General features: G+C 60.5%; 16 protein-coding genes. 12 read left to right on the forward strand and 4 right to left on the reverse strand.

What is annotated here, in order from left to right:
• The first annotated feature begins 197 nt into the window (after positions 1-197).
• A complete protein-coding gene (locus tag HB376_RS16435; protein WP_213764723.1) occupies positions 198-1,409 on the forward strand; it encodes a D-alanyl-D-alanine carboxypeptidase family protein in 1,212 nt (403 codons plus the stop codon).
• A 113-nt stretch (positions 1,410-1,522) separates the two neighbouring features.
• On the forward strand, positions 1,523-1,795 hold the full coding sequence (locus HB376_RS16440) for a DUF493 family protein (protein ID WP_213764724.1): 273 nt from the start codon (positions 1,523-1,525) through the stop codon (positions 1,793-1,795).
• On the opposite strand, the gene HB376_RS16445 is transcribed toward HB376_RS16440, so the two are convergent.
• On the reverse strand, positions 1,779-2,762 hold the full coding sequence (locus HB376_RS16445) for a transcriptional regulator GcvA (protein ID WP_213764725.1): 984 nt from the start codon (positions 2,760-2,762) through the stop codon (positions 1,779-1,781). The two genes, HB376_RS16440 and HB376_RS16445, sit on opposite strands and share 17 nt — an antisense overlap.
• A 122-nt stretch (positions 2,763-2,884) precedes the next feature.
• Between HB376_RS16445 and HB376_RS16450 the strand changes: the two genes are divergently transcribed.
• The 6 genes from HB376_RS16450 to HB376_RS16475 all read left to right on the forward strand — a co-directional run bounded on the left by HB376_RS16450 (position 2,885) and on the right by HB376_RS16475 (position 10,546).
• The gene (locus tag HB376_RS16450) at positions 2,885-3,211 is read left to right on the forward strand and encodes a DUF2917 domain-containing protein (RefSeq protein ID WP_213764726.1); all 327 of its coding nucleotides are present in this window, start codon (positions 2,885-2,887) and stop codon (positions 3,209-3,211) included.
• A gap of 260 nt (positions 3,212-3,471) precedes the next feature.
• Complete coding sequence (lipB, locus tag HB376_RS16455; RefSeq protein ID WP_213764727.1) at positions 3,472-4,221, forward strand: lipoyl(octanoyl) transferase LipB; 750 nt, start codon at positions 3,472-3,474, stop codon at positions 4,219-4,221.
• Between the two features lie 13 nt (positions 4,222-4,234).
• Complete coding sequence (lipA, locus tag HB376_RS16460) at positions 4,235-5,245, forward strand: lipoyl synthase (RefSeq protein WP_213764728.1); 1,011 nt, start codon at positions 4,235-4,237, stop codon at positions 5,243-5,245.
• A gap of 477 nt (positions 5,246-5,722) precedes the next feature.
• Positions 5,723-7,006, forward strand: coding sequence for a C4-dicarboxylate transporter DctA (locus HB376_RS16465; RefSeq protein ID WP_213764729.1), 1,284 nt, complete (start codon positions 5,723-5,725; stop codon positions 7,004-7,006).
• 69 nt (positions 7,007-7,075) lie between these two features.
• On the forward strand, positions 7,076-9,097 hold the full coding sequence (locus HB376_RS16470) for an ATP-binding protein (RefSeq protein WP_213764730.1): 2,022 nt from the start codon (positions 7,076-7,078) through the stop codon (positions 9,095-9,097).
• A 108-nt stretch (positions 9,098-9,205) separates the two neighbouring features.
• Positions 9,206-10,546 carry a sigma-54 dependent transcriptional regulator gene (locus tag HB376_RS16475; protein ID WP_213764731.1) on the forward strand — a complete coding sequence of 447 codons (1,341 nt, stop codon included), beginning with the start codon at positions 9,206-9,208 and terminating at the stop codon, positions 10,544-10,546.
• Positions 10,547-10,657: 111 nt separating this feature from the next.
• Here the strand turns inward: HB376_RS16475 and HB376_RS16480 are convergent, their stop codons facing one another.
• The gene (locus tag HB376_RS16480; protein WP_158937127.1) at positions 10,658-11,194 is read right to left on the reverse strand and encodes a TlpA disulfide reductase family protein; all 537 of its coding nucleotides are present in this window, start codon (positions 11,192-11,194) and stop codon (positions 10,658-10,660) included.
• Between the two features lie 247 nt (positions 11,195-11,441).
• Here HB376_RS16480 and HB376_RS16485 point away from each other — a divergent pair, with 247 nt between their 5' ends.
• Positions 11,442-12,074, forward strand: a complete 633-nt coding sequence (locus tag HB376_RS16485) for a hypothetical protein (RefSeq protein WP_255631383.1) — start codon at positions 11,442-11,444, stop codon at positions 12,072-12,074.
• A 388-nt stretch (positions 12,075-12,462) separates the two neighbouring features.
• On the opposite strand, the gene HB376_RS16490 is transcribed toward HB376_RS16485, so the two are convergent.
• Together HB376_RS16490 and HB376_RS16495 are read right to left on the reverse strand one after the other, a co-directional pair.
• Positions 12,463-14,043, reverse strand: a complete 1,581-nt coding sequence (locus HB376_RS16490) for a YifB family Mg chelatase-like AAA ATPase (protein WP_213764732.1) — start codon at positions 14,041-14,043, stop codon at positions 12,463-12,465.
• A 103-nt stretch (positions 14,044-14,146) separates the two neighbouring features.
• On the reverse strand, positions 14,147-14,422 hold the full coding sequence (locus tag HB376_RS16495) for an accessory factor UbiK family protein (RefSeq protein ID WP_213764733.1): 276 nt from the start codon (positions 14,420-14,422) through the stop codon (positions 14,147-14,149).
• Positions 14,423-14,885: 463 nt separating this feature from the next.
• Here HB376_RS16495 and HB376_RS16500 point away from each other — a divergent pair, with 463 nt between their 5' ends.
• The 3 genes from HB376_RS16500 to gshA all read left to right on the forward strand — a co-directional run bounded on the left by HB376_RS16500 (position 14,886) and on the right by gshA (position 18,360).
• Positions 14,886-15,224, forward strand: coding sequence for a P-II family nitrogen regulator (locus HB376_RS16500; protein ID WP_031364354.1), 339 nt, complete (start codon positions 14,886-14,888; stop codon positions 15,222-15,224).
• Positions 15,225-15,256: 32 nt separating this feature from the next.
• A complete protein-coding gene (locus tag HB376_RS16505; protein WP_213764734.1) occupies positions 15,257-16,756 on the forward strand; it encodes an ammonium transporter in 1,500 nt (499 codons plus the stop codon).
• Between the two features lie 314 nt (positions 16,757-17,070).
• A complete protein-coding gene (gene gshA, locus HB376_RS16510) occupies positions 17,071-18,360 on the forward strand; it encodes a glutamate--cysteine ligase (protein WP_213764735.1) in 1,290 nt (429 codons plus the stop codon).
• The last annotated feature ends 83 nt before the right edge of the window (positions 18,361-18,443 follow it).

Below are 18,443 nucleotides of genomic sequence, written 5' to 3' on the forward strand. Positions count from 1 at the left end.
AAAGCCGTCAAAAGAAAACCGATGCAACCCGAGCGGTCCTGACGGGTCCAATGAATCCGCTTTGTCGCGCGACATCGAAAAATGTCATCGCCCAAGCGCTCTACCGGACTGCCCTTCCGCCTGTACAACCCGCGCGTTGCGTGTTTCCTTGAAGGGAATGCCTGACTCGCCGATGTTTTTTCTGCCGATCCGAACCTATGCGCTTTTCCCCTTCAAGCTTGTCCTTCGTCGCTCCTTCCTCCATTCATCGCGCTGTCACTGCCGCTATCGTCTTGCCCGCGACACTTGTCGCGGCAACCGCTTTTGCGCAAGTGCCGCCGCCCGATGTCACGGCGCGTTCCTGGGTTCTCGTCGATGCAACCAGCAATCAGGTCCTTGCTTCCGGCAACCCGGACGAGCGCTCGGAGCCGGCGTCGCTGACCAAGCTCATGACCGCTTATCTTGTCTTCGACGCGCTGAAGTCGAAGAAGATCAACATGGACCAGACGGTCATGCCAAGCGAGGCCGTGCGCCGCGTGGGCACGGACGAGTCGCGCATGTTCATCGAGGCGAACAAGCCGGTGACCGTGCACGATCTCGTGTACGGCATGATCATCCAGTCGGGTAATGACGCGGCTATCGCGCTGGCTGAACTGGTGGGCGGCAGCGAGTCGAACTTCGTCGCGCTGATGAACGCGGCGGCGAAACAGATCGGTATGAAGAATACCCATTTCGCCGATGTGAACGGCATGCCCGACCCGCAGCACTACACCACGGCAGGCGATCTGGCCGTGTTGTCCACGCGCCTGATTCGCGATTTTCCCGAGTACTACAGCATCTTCTCGGTGAAGGATTTCACCTATAACAAGATCAAGCAGCCGAACCGCAATCGCTTGCTGTGGATTGATTCGACCGTCGACGGCCTCAAGACCGGCCATACCCAGGCCGCCGGATATTGCCTGATTGCTTCGGCGAAACGTCCGCTGGACGGCGTGCCCGACGCCAGCCGCCGTCTGGTCGCCGTGATGATGGGCGAGCCGAAAGAGCACAACCGGGTGCAGGACAGCCTGAAAATGCTGAACTACGGCTATACGGCCTATGACGCGCTGCGTCTTTACAAGGCGGGTCAGGTGATCGAGTCGCCGCGTGTTTACAAGGGTACGGACAACCTGGTGAAGGCAGGCGTGGAGACGGATCAGTACATCACGGTGCCGAAGGGCATGGGCGACAAGGTCAAGCCGACGGTCACGCATAACGACACCATCATTGCGCCGATCAAGAAGGGCCAGCAGGTTGGGACCGTGAAAATGATGGCGGACGGCAAGGAAGTTGCGCAGTTTCCGCTAGTCGCGTTGCAGGATGTGCCGCAAGCCGGTTTTGTCGGCCGGACGTGGGACTCGCTGCTGATGATGTGGCAAAAGAAGAAGTAAGCGGAAGAAGTAAGCGGCAAGGCACGGCGGCGGTTGGATTTACGTGATCCGGCTCCATCTATGCCTGCTGTACGACGCCCGGGTGGACCGGGCGTCCTGTGATGGAGAACACCATGAGCTCACCCGATATCGACGCCCTGTTCGATTTCCCCTGCGATTTTCCGATCAAGGTGATGGGCGCGACGCATCCGGAATTCCGCGATGCCGTCGTGACTGTAATCCGCGAATTTGACGACCAGTTTGACATCGAGCGTATTGAAGTGCGTCCGTCCTCGGGCGGTAAATACACCGGTCTGACTATTACCGTGCGGGCGCAAAGCCGCGCGCATCTCGACGATATCTATCGTGCGCTGACCGGTCACCCGATGGTCAAAGTGGTACTTTGAGCCTGAGTTCGGGCGCGGCCGGCAGTGACGGCGGCATGGGTGCATCGCAGGCGGCCGGCGTGCACTCGTAGAGCTGCTTGAAGCGTGCGATTTCATCGAAGAGCCAAGTGCGAAAAACCTGCACGCGTTGCGTTCCCAGCAACGCGGGCGGGCACACGAAGTAGTAATTCCACGGGCTCGGCCCGTCTACATTGAACAACCGCACGAGCCGGCCCGCCACGATTTCATGCATGGCAAGCGACCGGCGCACGAGCGCAATTCCCTGGCCTTGAATGGCCGCCTGCAGCAAATTCGACGAATCCTCGTATAAAACCCCGCGCTTTGGCTCAGGAAAGTCCACGAGCCCGGCTGCATCGAACCACGGCTTCCAGAGCTCGTCGTGCGAGCGCAGCAGCGGCACGTCGGCCATGTCGGCGGGTGTGCGCGGCAGCTTGCCGCCGTTAAAGTTCGGCGAACACGCCGGGAAAAACACTTCATCGAGCAATTCTTCCGCGTGCAATCCGGCATATTTGCCCAAGCTGCTGAAACGGATGGCGACGTCCACGTCGTCGCGAGTGAAATCGGTCAGCGTGTTGGTCGAGAGCAGTTCCAGGTTGATTTCCGGATGTTCCTCGATAAACCCGCCGATCCGCGGCGTCACCCAGCGCGCTGAAAACGACGACAACATAGATACCACCAGCCGCCGGTCCCGTTCTCCTGATCGCAGGCGGCGCGTGGCTTCGGCGAGGGCGGAGAGCGTGGCACGGACCTCGGTGGCGTATTGGCGGCCAATGTCGGAGAGGCGTACGCGTTTGCCGTCGCGAGCGAATAGCGTGACGCCTAGATCGGCTTCGAGCGCGCGAATCTGGTGGCTGACGGCGCCGTGGGTGACGAACAGTTCGTCGGCGGCGCGTGAAAAGCTTTCGTGACGCGCGGCGGCTTCGAAGGCGCGCAACGCGTTTAGGGCGGGGAGTTGTCGGAGGTCCACGGGCGTTCACTCGAGTTGCATATGTGAATTTATCTCACAAACCGAAGAAAATTGCTCGTTTTGCTGAAACGTATGCTGAGCCTATCTTATAGCCATGAACACGATTTTTGGCGGAGGCTGTCATGCGAGAAATATCCACAAGCATCACGTTTGAGATAGGCGATGGTGAAACCGTTCCGATGAAGATCGGCCGCAGCGTTCGGTTGGTCGTTCAGGGTGCGCCAGTGTGGGCTACGCGCAGTAACGATACGGAAGATTACTGGCTTGTACCAGGCGATTGCCTGAAGCTGCGTGAGCGTGAACGGTTGTGGCTGAGTACAGAAAAAGGGCGTACGGCGCAGGTGGTGTTCACGTTGGCGCCGCGGCCAGATCAGCGGGCGATTGGATGGCTGGCACGCGGTTTTGAGAAGCTTGCCGGGCGGTTCCGGTCGGGATGGAGGACGGTTTAAGAGGGTTTTTCGTTCGCACTCGGGTCGCTGCGGTTTGGTTGGTTGTGCTCGCGTCGGTGGACCTGAGGGGTTTGCCGGCGCGAGTGGGCGATACAGTACGTGGTTGGCGGTCGGCGTTGGTTCACATCTAGACCGCTAAGCCTGAAACCAACAATCGGGCACCGCCGGCAATTCGGGACTGCTGCAAAAGACACGTCAAAAGGCACCTCAAAAACCGTCCGCCGACGCGAGCAACCGAACTTCGGTAAACTAACGGGACTATGTCCGCCCAGCCGGTAATAACTCCCCACTCAGCGTCAATAGACCACTCCGTCCATAGCGCCTTGACCCCGTCGGTCATTTTCCGCTGGCGTGGCCTTGAGTCCTACACACAAAGCTTCGACGCCATGCGCGCCTTCACGGATACGCGCACGCCCGAGACCGCCGATGAAATCTGGCTCGTCGAACATCCACCCGTTTTCACGCTGGGACTGGCCGGCGATCCCGCGCATCTGCTCAACCCCGACAGTGACATTCCGCTCGTCAAAGTCGATCGTGGCGGCCAGATCACCTATCACGGGCCCGGACAAGTCGTCGCGTACCTGCTGCTCGATCTGCGCCGCCGCAAACTCATGGTCCGCGAACTTGTACAACGAATCGAGGCGGGCGTGATCGAAACGCTTGCATCGTATAATCTCGCAACGGAACGCAAGGAACGCGCGCCGGGCATTTACGTCGCGCCAACGCCGTCGCAGCTCGCCCATGCAGGCGCAAAGATCGCAGCGCTGGGGCTGAAAATTCGCAACGGCTGCAGTTATCACGGTGTGAGCCTCAACGTGAAAATGGACTTGCAACCGTTCCTCGCGATCAACCCGTGTGGCTACGCCGGCCTCGAAACCGTCGACATGGCAACACTCGGCGTGGAGGCAGAATGGAACGACGTGGCTCAAACGCTGGCAGAAAACCTCACTCACCATATTGGCGGCCACAGCGCGACCGCCGCCCAACCGCAGAACGGCGTGGCCGTCTGAATGGACCGACCGAATGACTGACGTAACCGGAAATCTGGCTGGCAGCACCGCTACTTCGACCCCCGCTGCGGCGCCCTACGACGCCACCGCCAAACAAAAAGCGCAGGCGAAAACGGCGCGCATCCCGATCAAGATCATCCCGATCGAAAGGCTGAAAAAGCCGGAATGGATTCGCGTGAAGGCCGCGACGGGCAATTCACGATTCACCGAAATCAAGCAGATCCTGCGCGAACACAATCTCCATACGGTCTGCGAAGAAGCGAGCTGCCCGAACATTGGCGAATGTTTTGGCAAGGGCACGGCGACCTTCATGATCATGGGCGATAAATGCACGCGTCGTTGCCCGTTCTGCGACGTGGGCCACGGCCGCCCCGATCCCCTCGATGCCGACGAACCGCTGAACCTCGCACGCACTATCGGCGCGTTGAAGTTGAAGTATGTCGTGATCACGAGCGTTGATCGCGATGACCTGCGCGACGGCGGCGCAGCGCACTTCGTGGAATGTATCCGGCAGGTGCGCGAGCATTCGCCGATGACGCGCATCGAAATTTTGACGCCGGATTTTCGTGGCCGACTGGACCGCGCAATCGGCATTCTGACCGCCGCGCCGCCCGACGTGATGAACCACAATCTTGAAACGGTGCCGCGTCTGTACAAGGAAGCGCGTCCGGGTTCGGATTACGCGCACTCGTTGAAACTGTTGAAGGACTTCAAGGCGCTGCATCCGGAAGTGGCGACCAAATCCGGCCTGATGGTCGGCCTGGGCGAAACGGAAGAAGAAATTCTTCAAGTCATGCGCGACCTGCGTGAGCACAACGTCGATATGCTGACTATCGGCCAGTATTTGCAGCCTTCCGAACATCATCTTCCGGTGCGTTCGTACGTTCATCCGGATACGTTCAAGATGTACGAGGAAGAAGCGTACAAGATGGGCTTCACGCACGCGGCCGTCGGCGCGATGGTCCGTTCGAGCTACCACGCGGATCAGCAGGCTCACGACGCGGGTCTGGTCGGCGCGATGTAAGTTTTCCTCTGGCTTGACCAGTACGAAAAAAACCCACGGAAACGTGGGTTTTTTTCGTTTTGACACCGCTCCAATTGCCCGGAACGCGTGACCTCGCCGAACCCTCTTCCAAAGCCCCCAAAACCTCGGGAAAGCCCGTAGATAAAGCGTCTCAGGGATAACCCGAATGCCGTCCGGATGGTCGGACGGTCTAATTCCCGAATTCCGGAAACGCAGATTTTCACTGCTTCGCGTCAACAAAAAATCCTTAAAAATCAACGCTGAACGCGGGTCAAAAACTGGCATCGACCTTGCAATATGAAGGGTGGCCAGACAGGCCATAAAAAAGACAGGGAGACGATTCGATGCAACCCATCCCATTCAGCTTTACCTGATTTTGCCGACGCCAGACGCGCATCGCCGCAGCCTAGCGCCGGCGCGTTTTTGTCTCACCCCTTTGCTTTTTCGCCGACCATGCCCGGAACAATTGTGACAACCGTGAAGAAACCTTTTTATAAAGTCCTGTATGTGCAGGTGCTGCTGGCTATTGCCATCGGCATTGCGCTCGGGCATTTTTATCCTGCGCTCGCCACCGAGATGAAACCGCTCGGCGATGGGTTCATCAAGCTCATCAAGATGGTGATCGGCCCAATCATCTTCTGTACGGTCGTGACCGGTATCGCCGGCATGGAAGACATGAAGAAGGTCGGGCGCGTAGGCGGCAAGGCGTTGCTCTACTTCGAAATCGTCTCGACGTTCGCACTTGTGCTCGGCCTGGCCGCGACGCACCTGCTGAAACCCGGTGTTGGCTTCAATATCGATCCGGCTACGCTGGACGCCAAGGCGGTCGCTTCGTACGCCGCGAAGGCGCACGGCCAGACGACCACCGATTTCCTGATGCACATCATTCCGGACACGATCTCGTCCGCATTCGCGCAAGGCGAAATCCTGCAGATCCTGCTGGTCGCGCTGTTGTTCGGTGCCGTGCTGGCTACTGCAGGTGAGAAAGGCCGCGTGGTGACGAGCTTTATCGAAGGCTTGTCGCACATCCTGTTCGGCATCGTGCGCATCATCACGAAGCTGGCCCCGATCGGCGCGTTCGGCGCAATGGCGTTCACCATCGGCAAGTACGGCATCGGCTCGCTGATCCCCATGCTCAAGCTGATCGGCACGTTCTATCTGACGTCGATCGTCTTCGTGGTCGTCGTACTCGGCGCGATTGCGCGGCTGGTGGGCTTCAACATCTTCCGGTTCGTCGCGTACATCAAGGAAGAAATGCTGATCGTGCTGGGCACGAGTTCATCGGAAGCCGCGTTGCCGCAATTGATGCTCAAGCTCGAAAAGCTCGGCTGCTCGCGCTCGGTGGTGGGCCTTGTCGTGCCGACCGGTTATTCGTTCAACCTCGATGGCACCAACATCTACATGACGATGGCCGTCCTGTTCATCGCCCAGGCCACGAACACGGACCTGACGTGGACGCAGCAACTGACGCTGCTCGCGGTGACCATGCTGACCTCGAAGGGCGCAAGCGGCGTGACCGGCGCAGGGTTCATCACGCTGGCTGCAACGCTCGCTGTCGTGCCGACCATTCCGCTGTCGGGCATGGTGCTGATTCTTGGCATCGACCGCTTCATGAGCGAGTGCCGCGCGTTGACGAACATCGTGGGTAACGGCGTGGCGACGGTGGTTGTGTCGGCGTGGGAAAAGGAACTGGACCGCAACAAGCTGCGCGATCAGCTCAAGCACGGCGCGGTGGATACCGAAGCCGAAACCGTGTCCTGATCAGGCGAAGCGGCGGCTCATCCGAGTTCGCTGCTTAGTCGACATCCACGCGAAAGGGAATCAACAGCAATGAAAGCGGCGAAGCATTCGGCGGCGGATGCTTCGCCGCATGCGTTTACGGAGCAGGGCACGGAGCAGGGCACGAAGGCATCGGCGGAAACCGCGTTCGAAGCGGCGCGTGCCACAATCGGGGTTCCCCATCGTCTGGAGCCCGTTCACGTGACCCGGCGTTTGGTCGTTTTCCTGCTTCTCCTCGCGGCGCTGGCCGGCGTGTGCGCGCTCACGTGGAGCATCGCGTGGCAACGCGGGCTCGACACGTTGCGTCAAAACGCGGCGGCGCGTGTAGACCGTACGACGGCCGAGCTGAAAAGCACGCTCGACCGTTACGAATATCTGCCTTATCTGCTTTCGCGCCACCCGTTCGTGCAGGAGGTTCTCGCCGATCCGAACCCAAGCTTCGCCGCACGCGCGGACCGTTATCTCGCCGACCTGAACACGCACGCGCGCGCCACGGCGACCTACATCATCCAGTCGAACGGGCGCTGCGTGGCGGCGAGCAACTGGAATGGACCGGATAGTTTCGTGGGCGCGGAATACCTGTTCCGGCCGTATTTCGTCGATGCAGTCAAAGGCGGCACCGGCCGCTTTTTCGGACTCGGCACGATCTCGCGCGAGCCCGGTTATTTCATCTCGCAGCCGGTATTCAAAGAGGGCACGCGGGACATTATCGGCGTGGCGGTGGTCAAGCTGAACCTGGAATGGCTGCAAGGCGCCGATGCCTCCGAGCCGCTGCTCGTTACCGACGATCACGGCGTGATCTTCCTGTCTTCCGTGCCGGCATGGAAATATCACACGCTGCGGCCGTTGCCGAAGGACATTGAAGCGTCGGTGTATTCGGCACGGCAGTACGCGCAGCATCCGATCACCGCGCTGCCGATGACCGTCGTGCGCACGCTCGAAGGCGGCGCGCAAATCGTGCGCGTGGGAGGCGGGCGCGACGCGCCGAGTTTTCTCGCCACGCAGCGCGCATTGGGCGAGCCCGACTGGCACTTGATCACGATGGTGTCTCTCGATCCGGCGGTCGATGCCGCGTGGAGCGCGACGATTGTGACGGCGCTCGTGTTCGTATCGCTATGTTTGCTCGCGTTCTACTGGCGCATGCGGCGTGTGCGCGTGCGGGAAATGATCCGCAGCCGCGCGCTGCTGCAGACGGCTTATGCCGAGCTGAACGAACGCGTCGCGGAGCGAACGGTGGATTTATCGGAGGCGAACGCGTTGTTGACCAAGGAGGTCGGCGAGCGCACGCGGGCCGAACAGGACTTGCGCGCCGCGCACGACGAGCTGATCCAGGCGAGCAAACTGGCCGCGCTCGGTCAGATGGCGGCGGGCATCACGCATGAACTGAACCAGCCGCTTGCCGCGTTGCGCAGTTTCTCCGACAACACCCGCGTGCTCATCGAGCGCGGCGATCACGTGGCGGCCCATGAGAATCTCGAGGCGATTGCCGCGCTGACCGAGCGCATGGGAAAGATCACGAATCAGTTGAAGTTGTTCGTGGCGAAGGCCCGTCCGAAAAACGCGCGTACCGATGTTGGCCGCGCATTGCGCAACGTGCTCGCCATGTTGCAGCCGCGCATGAAGAACGTGGTGCTCGCCTTCGATGCCAACGAACGCGCCGATTCCAGCCCGCCGCTCTATGTGCGCTGCGAGGATTTGCGGCTTGAGCAAATCCTGATCAACCTGATTGGCAACGCGCTGGACGCGGTGGCCGCGTGCGATGTTCCTCGTATCGAGATCGAGTTGGTGAGGTACGAAACAACGGTCGACATTCTGGTGCGCGACAACGGGCCGGGCATTCCAGCGGATGTCCTGCCGCGTCTTTTCGAGCCGTTTTTCACGACGAAGGAAATGGGTCACGGATTGGGCCTGGGGTTGGCGATTTCATCGGCTATAGCGCGGGATTACGGCGGCACATTGGTCGCACGCAACCTCGTCCCGCAGATGGAAGTGGATGGGCCCGAGGGCGGCACGCAGGCCGACGCGGATCGCTCGCACGGGGCAGAATTCGTGATTACGCTGCATCGGGCGTGAAAAGCAGGCTGTAGTAGCACGCGCCACATGCTGAGAAAATGCGATGACACGCCGTCGCTCGCGCTGAAAGCGGCAACACAAAGCAATACCCCGTAGGAGTAGAAACCCATGACCACAGGCGTTCAGGTGATTTTCATCGAAGACGATGAACTGGTGCGCCGTGCAAGCGTGCAAAGCCTCCAGCTCGCGGGCTTCGAGGTAACCGCATTCGGCAGTGTGGAGGGCGCATCGCGCCTGATCGATGCCAGTTTCCCGGGCGTGATCGTGAGCGACATCCGTCTGCCGGGTGCGAGCGGTCTCGACCTTCTGGCTCAATGCCACGAGCGGGCGCCCGAAGTGCCGGTGATCCTCGTGACAGGCCACGGCGATATCTCGATGGCCGTCCAGGCCATGCGCGACGGCGCCTACGATTTCATCGAAAAACCCTTCGCGTCGGAGCGTTTGATTGAGGCGGTTCGCCGCGCGCTGGAACGCCGCACACTCGTGCTGGAGAATCGCGCGCTGCGGCGTGAACTTGCCGGGCAGAGCAGCGTAGCGCCAAGGATCATCGGACGCAGCCCCGCTATTGAACAGGTGCGCAAACTGATTGCCAACGTTGCGCCCACTGACGCCTCCGTTCTGATCAACGGCGACACCGGCGCCGGCAAGGAACTGATTGCGCGTAGCCTGCACGACTTGTCGCCGCGCCGGGACAAACCGTTTATCGCGGTGAATTGCGGCGCATTGCCCGAGCAGATGTTCGAGTCGGAGATGTTCGGCTACGAAGCCGGCGCGTTTACCGGCGCGCAGAAACGCCGTATCGGCAAGCTTGAACATGCGTCGGGCGGCACGCTGTTCCTCGATGAAATCGAAAGCATGCCGCTCGCGTTGCAGGTCAAATTGCTTCGCGTGCTGCAGGACGGCGTGCTGGAGCGGCTGGGCTCGAATCAGCCGATTCGTGCGAATTGCCGCGTGATCGCGGCCGTGAAGGGCGATATGGCGGAGCACGTCGCGGCAGGTACGTTCCGGCGCGACCTGATGTACCGGCTAAACGTGGTGACGATCACGCTGCCACCGCTCGCCGAACGCCGTGAAGACGTAGTGCCGTTGTTCGAACACTTTTTGCTCGATGCCGCCGTGCGATACGAGCGTCCCGCGCCTTTGCTCAACGATCGCCAGCGAGCCGAGCTGATGCAGCGCGACTGGCCGGGCAATGTGCGCGAACTGCGCAACGCGGCGGACCGAATGGTGCTGGGTATCATCGATGAAACCGGCGTCCCGCTCGATGCCGCCACGCAATCGCTCAAGGAGCGTACGGAGCAGTTCGAACGCGCGGTGATCGGGGAGGCGCTGGAGCAGTGCGGCGGTGTGGTGGCCGCGGCGGCCGATCGGCTGCAACTGGGCAAGGCCACGCTCTACGAGAAGATCAAGCGCTATGGGCTGGCGGCGAAGGGCGAAGTCGATCGGTAGGCCGCATGTGATCTTCTGCGTATTTTCCACGCCTTAAAAAGCAAAACGCCCGCCGATGAATCGGCGGGCGTTTTGCTTGTGCCTGGGGTAATGCGTCAAGCCGAACCGGTTTCAGGCTGCGTTCAGCGCTTTGTCGAGAAGCGCATCGAGTTCCGCGAACGTCGGCTCACCCACGTAACGCTTCAAGATCTTGCCGTCCTTATCCACGACAAACGTAGTCGGCGTCAATTGCACGTTGCCGAACTGCTTCGCCGCGCTGCCGTCGTCCATTGCAACCTTGAACGGCAGGTTGCGCGTCTGCGCGTAGTTGGTCACGTACATTGGCGCGTCGTATTTCATCGCCACCGCGACGAATTCCAGGCCGCGGCCCTTGAAGCGGTTGTATGTGTCGACCATCGCCGGCATCTCTTTCATGCAGGTTTCGCAGTCGGTCGCCCAGAAGTTGATCAGGTAGACCTTGCCCTTCAGATCCGTCGATGTCGAAATCTTCTGACCCGACAACAGCGTGAACGTGGCGTCCGGAACGCGTTGCTGGCCGCCGAACGCAAAGTAGCCGGTGCACGCAATCACGCCGGCGACAACTGCCATCAAGATATAGCGCAGCGGGCTCTTGCTGCGCCCGGGTGAAACCTGTGAATTTTCTGACATGGAAACCTCGAGCGTGCTCGGTTCGTATCTGGTTCGTACTCGACTGATTTGCAACAACGCGCAGCAATGCCAGCTTGCCTGGATGCAGGGCATTTTAGCCCCAATCTTGAAAAAGCGTTCTGCGTGCGGCTTGCTGTGAGCCTTTTGCAAGGCAGGGCACTGCCCAGTGTGACTGCCGCCGTCTTGGTCACCGTCAACGGTTTCAGCACCGGCAGCGGATAATCATGCTTTTCCCCCAGCTTTTCTCATGATCCGATCTTTCTCCCGCGCCTTGAAACGCGCTGTGTTTCATGCCGTAGTGTCTTCCCCGCGCACGCTGTTCAAGTCGGCCGCTTCGACCACCACGCTCCTGGTCACCGCCGCCGCGCTGCTGGCCTGCACGCCGGCCTATGACTGGCGCACGATCCAGAACAACGACGACGCGTACGAAGTTACCTTTCCAGCCAAGCCGCGTTCCGACGCCCGTGATATCGACGTCGCCGGCAAGCCGATGCACATGAAGATGCAGATGGCCGAGGCGGGCGACGCGGTATTCGCCGTCGGTACGGTTGATTTGCCCAACGCCGACCCCGCGACCCAGCGCGCTGCGCTCGATTTTCTTCAGCAAGGATTGGCGCGCAACCTCAATACCGCGCCCGCTGCGCATCCTGTGGATATCGAAGTGGCGGCAGGCGGACGTTTGCCCGGGGCGGAAATCACCGTCAGCGGGACGAGTTACGCGAGCGAGGCGAGCGCCAACGGCCAGAAGAGCGAAACGCGTCAGATCCGGGCCCGTTTCATCGCCAAAGGGACGCACGCTTACCAAATCGCAATCGTCTCAACCAAGGCGCCGCCGGCCGATCAAATCGATCAATTTTTTTCCTCGTTCAAACTTTTTTAAGTATTTGCCCCGAATCGCGTCCATTCGTTCGTCAATATTTCTCAAATTGAACGACGCGCAGCAAACGTTTCGTATCTGAGAAGTCGCACAAGCATTTACAGCTAAAACTAGGATTTATCTCAGTTTTTTCAACTATCCACAGAGGCTGTGGATAACTTTGTGGAAAACATCGCCGCGCCCTCGCCAAGTGCCCGTCCGACGCGGCTTTCCTTACTTTGCCTTGATTCAGTGCAGTCAAAAATAGTTAATAAAATCAAAGGCCTGACGATCATTGACAAAATAGGTGTTTGATCAGATGTTAGAGAAACAAAGAACGATGCAATGTGCATAAGTCAAGTCTTGACAGCCGATTTTTCTTTTTTGCGGGCGGCAGTTCCGACGTGGTGGTTTATGCGGTCGCAAATGCCCGTCGATACTGAATTGCTTCGGCGAGGTGAGTCGCGGTCGGTGAATCGGCCGCCGCGAGATCGGCGATCGTGCGCGCCACTTTCAGAACGCGGTAATACGCCCGTGCCGACCAGCCGAAACGTTCGCCGGCCTCGCGAAGCAAGGCTTCGCCGGTGGCATCGAGCGGGCAGACAGCGTCCACTTCGCGTCCGTCCAGCTCGCGATTCGTCTTTCCTTGCCGTTCGAGTTGCCGGTCGCGCGCGTCGGCGACACGCCGTGCAACGACCGCGCTGGTCTCGCCAACGGATGCACTCCTCCCCGACAATTCCGCCGGCGACAACGCGGGCAATTCGATCTGGATATCGATGCGATCGAGCAGCGGCCCCGACAACTTGCGCAGATACCGCGTAGCGACGTCGGGCGTGCATCGGCAGCGGCCGTTCGGATCGCCGCGCCAGCCGCACGGGCAGGGATTCATGGCTGCGACCAATTGACATGCCGCCGGAAAATCGGCCTGATGCGCGGCGCGTGAAATAGTGATGCGGCCAGCCTCCAGCGGTTCGCGTAGCGTCTCGAGCACCTTCCGGTCGAATTCGGGCAGTTCGTCGAGGAACAGCACGCCGAGATGCGCCAGCGTGATCTCGCCGGGTTGCGGCGGATTGCGCCCACCTACCAGCGCAACCGAACTCGACGAATGATGCGGCGCACGAAACGGTCGCTGGCGCCATTGCGAGGGCGAAAATCCGAGCATGCTGGCGGACAGAATGGCCGCCGAGGACAACGCTTCGTCGTCGGTCATGGGCGGAAGAAGGCTGGGTAGCCGGGCGGCGAGCATTGACTTGCCGGCGCCGGGCGGTCCGACCATCAGCAGATGATGTCCACCCGCAGCCGCAACCTCGAGCGCGCGGCGTGCGCCGGGATGGCCGATCACATCGACGAGATCGGGCAACGGCGCGCGCCTGCGCAGCGGGGAATCTGGCGCCGCACCGCGGATAGGTGTAAGACGGCCATCGACGGAACCACTCAGGTGTGCACACAAAGCGGGCAGATCGGCGGCCCCGAATACATCGATACCCGGTACCAGCGCCGCTTCGGCCGCACTCCCCAGGGGCAGATAGATTTCGGGCATGCGGGAATCGGACTCGCGGATGGACGCGCCTTCGAGCGCCGACCCGGCGCGCGCATATTGACGCGCAGCGCCACAGGCCATGGCGAACGCGCCGCGCATCGGGCGCAGTGCACCGGTCAACGACAATTCCCCGGCGAACTCGCGATGCAGCAGCGCATCGGCCGGAATCTGGCCACTCGCCGCAAGAATGCCCAAAGCAATCGGCAGGTCGAAGCGGCCGGATTCCTTTGGCAGGTCGGCGGGAGCGAGATTGACGGTGATGCGGCGGACGGGGAAATCGAAACCGCAATTCTGGAGTGCTGCGCGCACCCGCTCGCGGCTTTCACGAACTTCGAGATCGGGCAAGCCGACGATTGAAAACGAAGGTAATCCATTGGCGAGATGAACCTCGACGGTCACCTCGGGCGCACGCCCAGGGGCGGGCGCGCGGCTGCGCACCACGGCAAGCGACATGATTTTTTCCCCGCTGCCGTTGCCTCGCTAATTCAAGGCGCCGGCTTAATGATCCAACATCACGGCTCGCTTAGCCGATGACACGCTTTAGAACATCTGGACTTCAGTCCTGGACACTGGACGAACTGGACGACGGTCCGCCGCCCAGCTTCGCTTCCAGCTGCGCGACGCGTTGTTCCAGTTCCTCGAGCCGGGCGCGCGTACGCACGAGCACTTGCGTTTGGGTATCGAATTCTTCACGCGTCACCAGGTCCAGCTTCGAAAAACCCTGGGACAGCATGGCTTTCATATTCTTTTCAATGTCCTTTGCCGGCGAATTCTTGAGCAGCTCGCTCATCTTGGCCTGGAAGTCATTGAACATGTCATTCGGTTGTTTCATGCGGTTTTCCTCTTGCGCACCATATAAGTGCATTCATTGTTAGCTCAGTGCTCCGGCAAACCGGATGATCCAATTTGGTGCGTACTCTGGCGCACCAGAAGAACCCCGACCCCTCCGCGCAACACGATGCCGCGCTTTGGAACACACCTGCTTGCTGGACCTTGCGAGCACTCTAGCAACGATCCACGGTGCGCGCCAGCGAACGCAAGCGTTGCTGGCCATCCGGTCTACGCCCGCGCATTGCATGCCCTTCGAGCCGGTTTGACAGGGCAAGGACACGCGCATGGCATACGAGTTGCATATGTGGCCCGGGCCTTGTCCGTGCGCGCTTTTCCGGGCGGTCGGCAATGCGGCGTGGCGCATCAGACACCACTCGCGACGGACATGAGGCAACGGGGATCAGGCATCGGACCAGATTAAAGCGCTCACGCGCCAACTCTGTTCGACACACAGCGAGGGATACATGAAGCTTATTACCGCAATCATCAAGCCGTTCAAGCTCGACGAAGCACGCGAAGCGCTATCGGCTATTGGCGTCTCGGGCATCACCGTGACCGAGGTAAAAGGCTTCGGCCGCCAGAAGGGCCACACGGAGCTGTATCGCGGCGCCGAATACGTGGTCGATTTCCTGCCGAAAGTGAAGATCGAAGCGGCGGTTTCCGACGACATCGTCGACCAGGCGATCGAGGCGGTCGAGCGCGCGGCTCGCACGGGCAAGATCGGCGACGGCAAGATCTTCGTCACCCCGATTGAACAAGTCATTCGCATTCGCACCGGTGAAACCGGCGCGGACGCTCTCTAAAAAAAGACACGGCGATAAGAGGAAACAGAAGAATGCGTAAATTATTGATGTCCTTGTTGATGGCGGGGTCGCTCTTGGGAGTGAGCGTCGGCACCGTGATGGCGCAGGATGCATCCGCGCCAGCGGCTGCATCCGCCGCGGCTTCAGACACGACCGCAGCGGCACCCGCAAGCGCACCGGATACAGCCTCCCCAGTCAGCGCCGATACGGCCCCGGCTTCGGGCGCTGACGCAGCATCGGCGGCCGCTCCGGCTTCCGGCGCATCCGACGCCGCACCGGCTGCGCCGACGGCACCGTTCTCTGTTGATTCATCGAAGATCAATTCCGGCGATACCGCCTGGATGCTGACCTCCACCGCCCTCGTGCTGTTCATGACGATCCCGGGCCTGGCGCTGTTCTATGCGGGCATGGTCCGCAAGAAGAACGTGCTCGCGACCGTGATGCAGAGCTTCGCGATCTGCTGCCTGGTCACGATCCTCTGGACCGTGGTCGGCTACAGCCTTGCGTTCACACCGGGTAACGCGTTCATCGGCGGTTTCTCGCGGGTGTTCCTGCACGGCATGAACTACATCCACGGCGACAAGGCGACCACCCTGACCGTCAGCCATCTGGCTCCGACGATTCCGGAATCGGTCTACTTCGTCTACCAGATGACGTTCGCGATCATCACGCCGGCGCTGATCGCCGGCGCGTTCGCTGACCGGATGAAGTTCTCCGCCATGCTGGTATTCATGGGGCTGTGGACGATCATCGTCTACTCGCCGATCGCGCACATGGTCTGGGAACCGACGGGCTGGCTGTCGGCGGCTGGCATCCTCGACTTCGCAGGCGGCACGGTGGTTCACATCAACGCCGGTATCGCAGGTCTGGTGTGCTGTCTGGTGCTCGGCAAGCGGGTCGGTTACGGCCGCGAAGTCATGGCGCCGCACAACCTCGTGCTTTCGCTGATCGGTGCTTCCATGTTGTGGGTCGGCTGGTTCGGCTTCAACGCGGGTTCGGCAGTGGCGGCTGACGGCCGTGCCGGTTTCGCAATGCTCACCACGCAAATCGCTACCGCATTTGCCGCGTTCGGCTGGATGTTCGCCGAATGGCTGGCCAAGGGTAAGCCTTCGGTGCTCGGCATTATCTCGGGCGCGGTGGCAGGTCTCGTGGCGATTACGCCGGCTTCGGGTTTTGTCGGCGTGACTGGCGCAATCGTGATCGGTATTGCGGCTGGCGTGGTCTGCTTCTGGTCGGCAACGTGGCTCAAGACGAAGCTCGGCTACGACGATTCGCTCGACGCGTTCGGCGTCCACGGCGTAGGCGGTATTCTCGGCGCGCTCCTGACCGGCATCTTCGCGGTCAAGGACATTGGCGGCGCGGACGGCAGCATCCTGCTGCAAGCCAAGGGCGTACTCACCACGCTGGTCTACAGCGGCGTGGTCAGCTACATCCTGTTGAAGGTTATCGACATGGTCATGGGTCTGCGTGTCACAGAAGAAGAGGAACGTGAAGGCCTCGACGTCTCGCTGCATGGCGAACACGTCGAATAAGAAGTTTTTTCGATGGAGGTGATGCCCGGCGCGAGAGGCTGCGGCGTCATCCCCTGATCGAGCGCAAGCAATAGCAGTAAGGCTCCGAGACAAGCGCAGCGATTTTGCCCGCCCACTTAGTGGCGGGCATTTTTTTGCCTTCGTTTTTGTCCCGGTTTTTGTCCCGCTTTTGTGCGAGGTAATGGTTTCTGGCTGGCGGGATTGATGCAAACACCGGCACGAACCGTGCGAATAGGCTTGGGAAAAGGCAGTTCATACCCAAATACGTGAGGCGTTTGTTCTACAATCTTTCCTCTTAAGTCCGCGAGTCATCAATGGTTCCGCACCTCGTTACGGCTTTAAACGGCCCTTTGCTCGATCTCGAGCGGAAGATACTCGACGCGACGCCGTCCATCGAACGCTGGTTTCGGCTGGAGTGGCAAGAACACACCCCACCGTTCTATTGTTCGGTCGACCTGCGCAACGCCGGTTTCAAGCTCGCTCCCGTCGATACCAACCTGTTCCCCGGCGGCTTCAACAACCTGCCGGTGGAAGTGTTGCCGCTCGCCGTGCAGGCCGCGATGGCGTCGATCGAAAAGATCTGCCCCGACGCGAAGAACCTGCTCGTGATCCCCGAGCGCCATACGCGTAACGCGTTTTATCTCGAGAACGTTGCGCGGCTCGCGACCATCATGCGTCAGGCCGGGCTGAACATTCGCTTCGGCACGCTCGACGAGAATATTCATGGACCGGTCACCATCGCGCTCGCCGACGGACAGAAGATTGTCCTCGAACCGCTCGAACGCACGCCGCGCCGGCTGGGCCTGAAAAACTTCGATCCCTGCTCGATCCTGCTGAACAATGACCTGTCCGGTGGCATTCCGCCCGTGCTGGAAAACCTGCACGAGCAATATCTGCTGCCGCCGTTGCATGCGGGCTGGGCCGTGCGCCGCAAGTCGAATCACTTCGCCTGTTATGACGACGTCGCGAAGAAGTTTTCGAAGCTCGTCGAGATCGATCCGTGGATGATCAACCCGTATTTCGCGCACGTGGAAGGCGTGGATTACGAGGCGCGTACCGGCGAGGAAGCGCTGGCGGATGCAATCGATGGCGTGTTGAAGAAGATTGCGAAGAAGTATCGGGAGTATGGAATCAGCGAGAAGCCGTATGTCGTGATCAAAGCCGATGCCGGCACCTACGGCAAAGGCGTCATGACGGTGCACGACGCGTCGGAAGTCGCCGCGCTGACGAAACGCGAACGCGTGAAGATGAACGACGCGAAGGAGGGCCTCGAAGTCCACGACGTGATCGTGCAGGAGGGCGTGCACACGTTCGAGCGCGTGGAAAATGCAGTCGCCGAGCCGGTGGTCTATATGATCGACCGGTATGTGGTGGGCGGGTTTTATCGTGTGCACGATTCTCGTGACCGCGACCAGAACCTCAACGCACCGGGCATGCATTTCGTGCCGCTCGGCTTCGAGCATACGGCCTTGCCCGACGCCCATGCGAAGCCCGGCGCCGCGCCGCCGAACCGCTTTTATATGTATGGCGTGGTGGCGCGGCTGGGGTTGCTCGCGGCATCGGTGGAACTGGAAAAAACCGATCCGGAAGCCATTCAGGTCTAAGCTTCACCCCATCACGACGGCCGCACGAAGTTGCGGCCGTTTTGCACTTCAGGCGCGAACCCGCGCGACGTGTTAAAAATCGC

Source organism: Caballeronia sp. dw_19 (assembly GCF_018449515.1).
In the GTDB taxonomy this organism is placed as follows: Bacteria; Pseudomonadota; Gammaproteobacteria; order Burkholderiales; family Burkholderiaceae; genus Caballeronia.

Bases quoted from the DNA above. Each gene is read 5' to 3' on its own strand.
- HB376_RS16470 (WP_213764730.1), top strand. From the start codon at position 7,076: ATGAAAGCGGCGAAGCATTCGGCGGCGGATGCTTCGCCGCATGCGTTT.
- HB376_RS16450 (WP_213764726.1), top strand. From the start codon at position 2,885: ATGCGAGAAATATCCACAAGCATCACGTTTGAGATAGGCGATGGTGAA.
- lipB (WP_213764727.1), top strand. From the start codon at position 3,472: ATGTCCGCCCAGCCGGTAATAACTCCCCACTCAGCGTCAATAGACCAC.
- HB376_RS16440 (WP_213764724.1), top strand. From the start codon at position 1,523: ATGAGCTCACCCGATATCGACGCCCTGTTCGATTTCCCCTGCGATTTT.
- gshA (WP_213764735.1), top strand. From the start codon at position 17,071: ATGGTTCCGCACCTCGTTACGGCTTTAAACGGCCCTTTGCTCGATCTC.
- lipA (WP_213764728.1), top strand. From the start codon at position 4,235: ATGACTGACGTAACCGGAAATCTGGCTGGCAGCACCGCTACTTCGACC.
- HB376_RS16480 (WP_158937127.1), bottom strand. From the start codon at position 11,194: ATGTCAGAAAATTCACAGGTTTCACCCGGGCGCAGCAAGAGCCCGCTG.
- HB376_RS16505 (WP_213764734.1), top strand. From the start codon at position 15,257: ATGCGTAAATTATTGATGTCCTTGTTGATGGCGGGGTCGCTCTTGGGA.
- HB376_RS16435 (WP_213764723.1), top strand. From the start codon at position 198: ATGCGCTTTTCCCCTTCAAGCTTGTCCTTCGTCGCTCCTTCCTCCATT.
- HB376_RS16490 (WP_213764732.1), bottom strand. From the start codon at position 14,043: ATGTCGCTTGCCGTGGTGCGCAGCCGCGCGCCCGCCCCTGGGCGTGCG.
- HB376_RS16500 (WP_031364354.1), top strand. From the start codon at position 14,886: ATGAAGCTTATTACCGCAATCATCAAGCCGTTCAAGCTCGACGAAGCA.
- HB376_RS16475 (WP_213764731.1), top strand. From the start codon at position 9,206: ATGACCACAGGCGTTCAGGTGATTTTCATCGAAGACGATGAACTGGTG.
- HB376_RS16495 (WP_213764733.1), bottom strand. From the start codon at position 14,422: ATGAAACAACCGAATGACATGTTCAATGACTTCCAGGCCAAGATGAGC.
- HB376_RS16485 (WP_255631383.1), top strand. From the start codon at position 11,442: ATGATCCGATCTTTCTCCCGCGCCTTGAAACGCGCTGTGTTTCATGCC.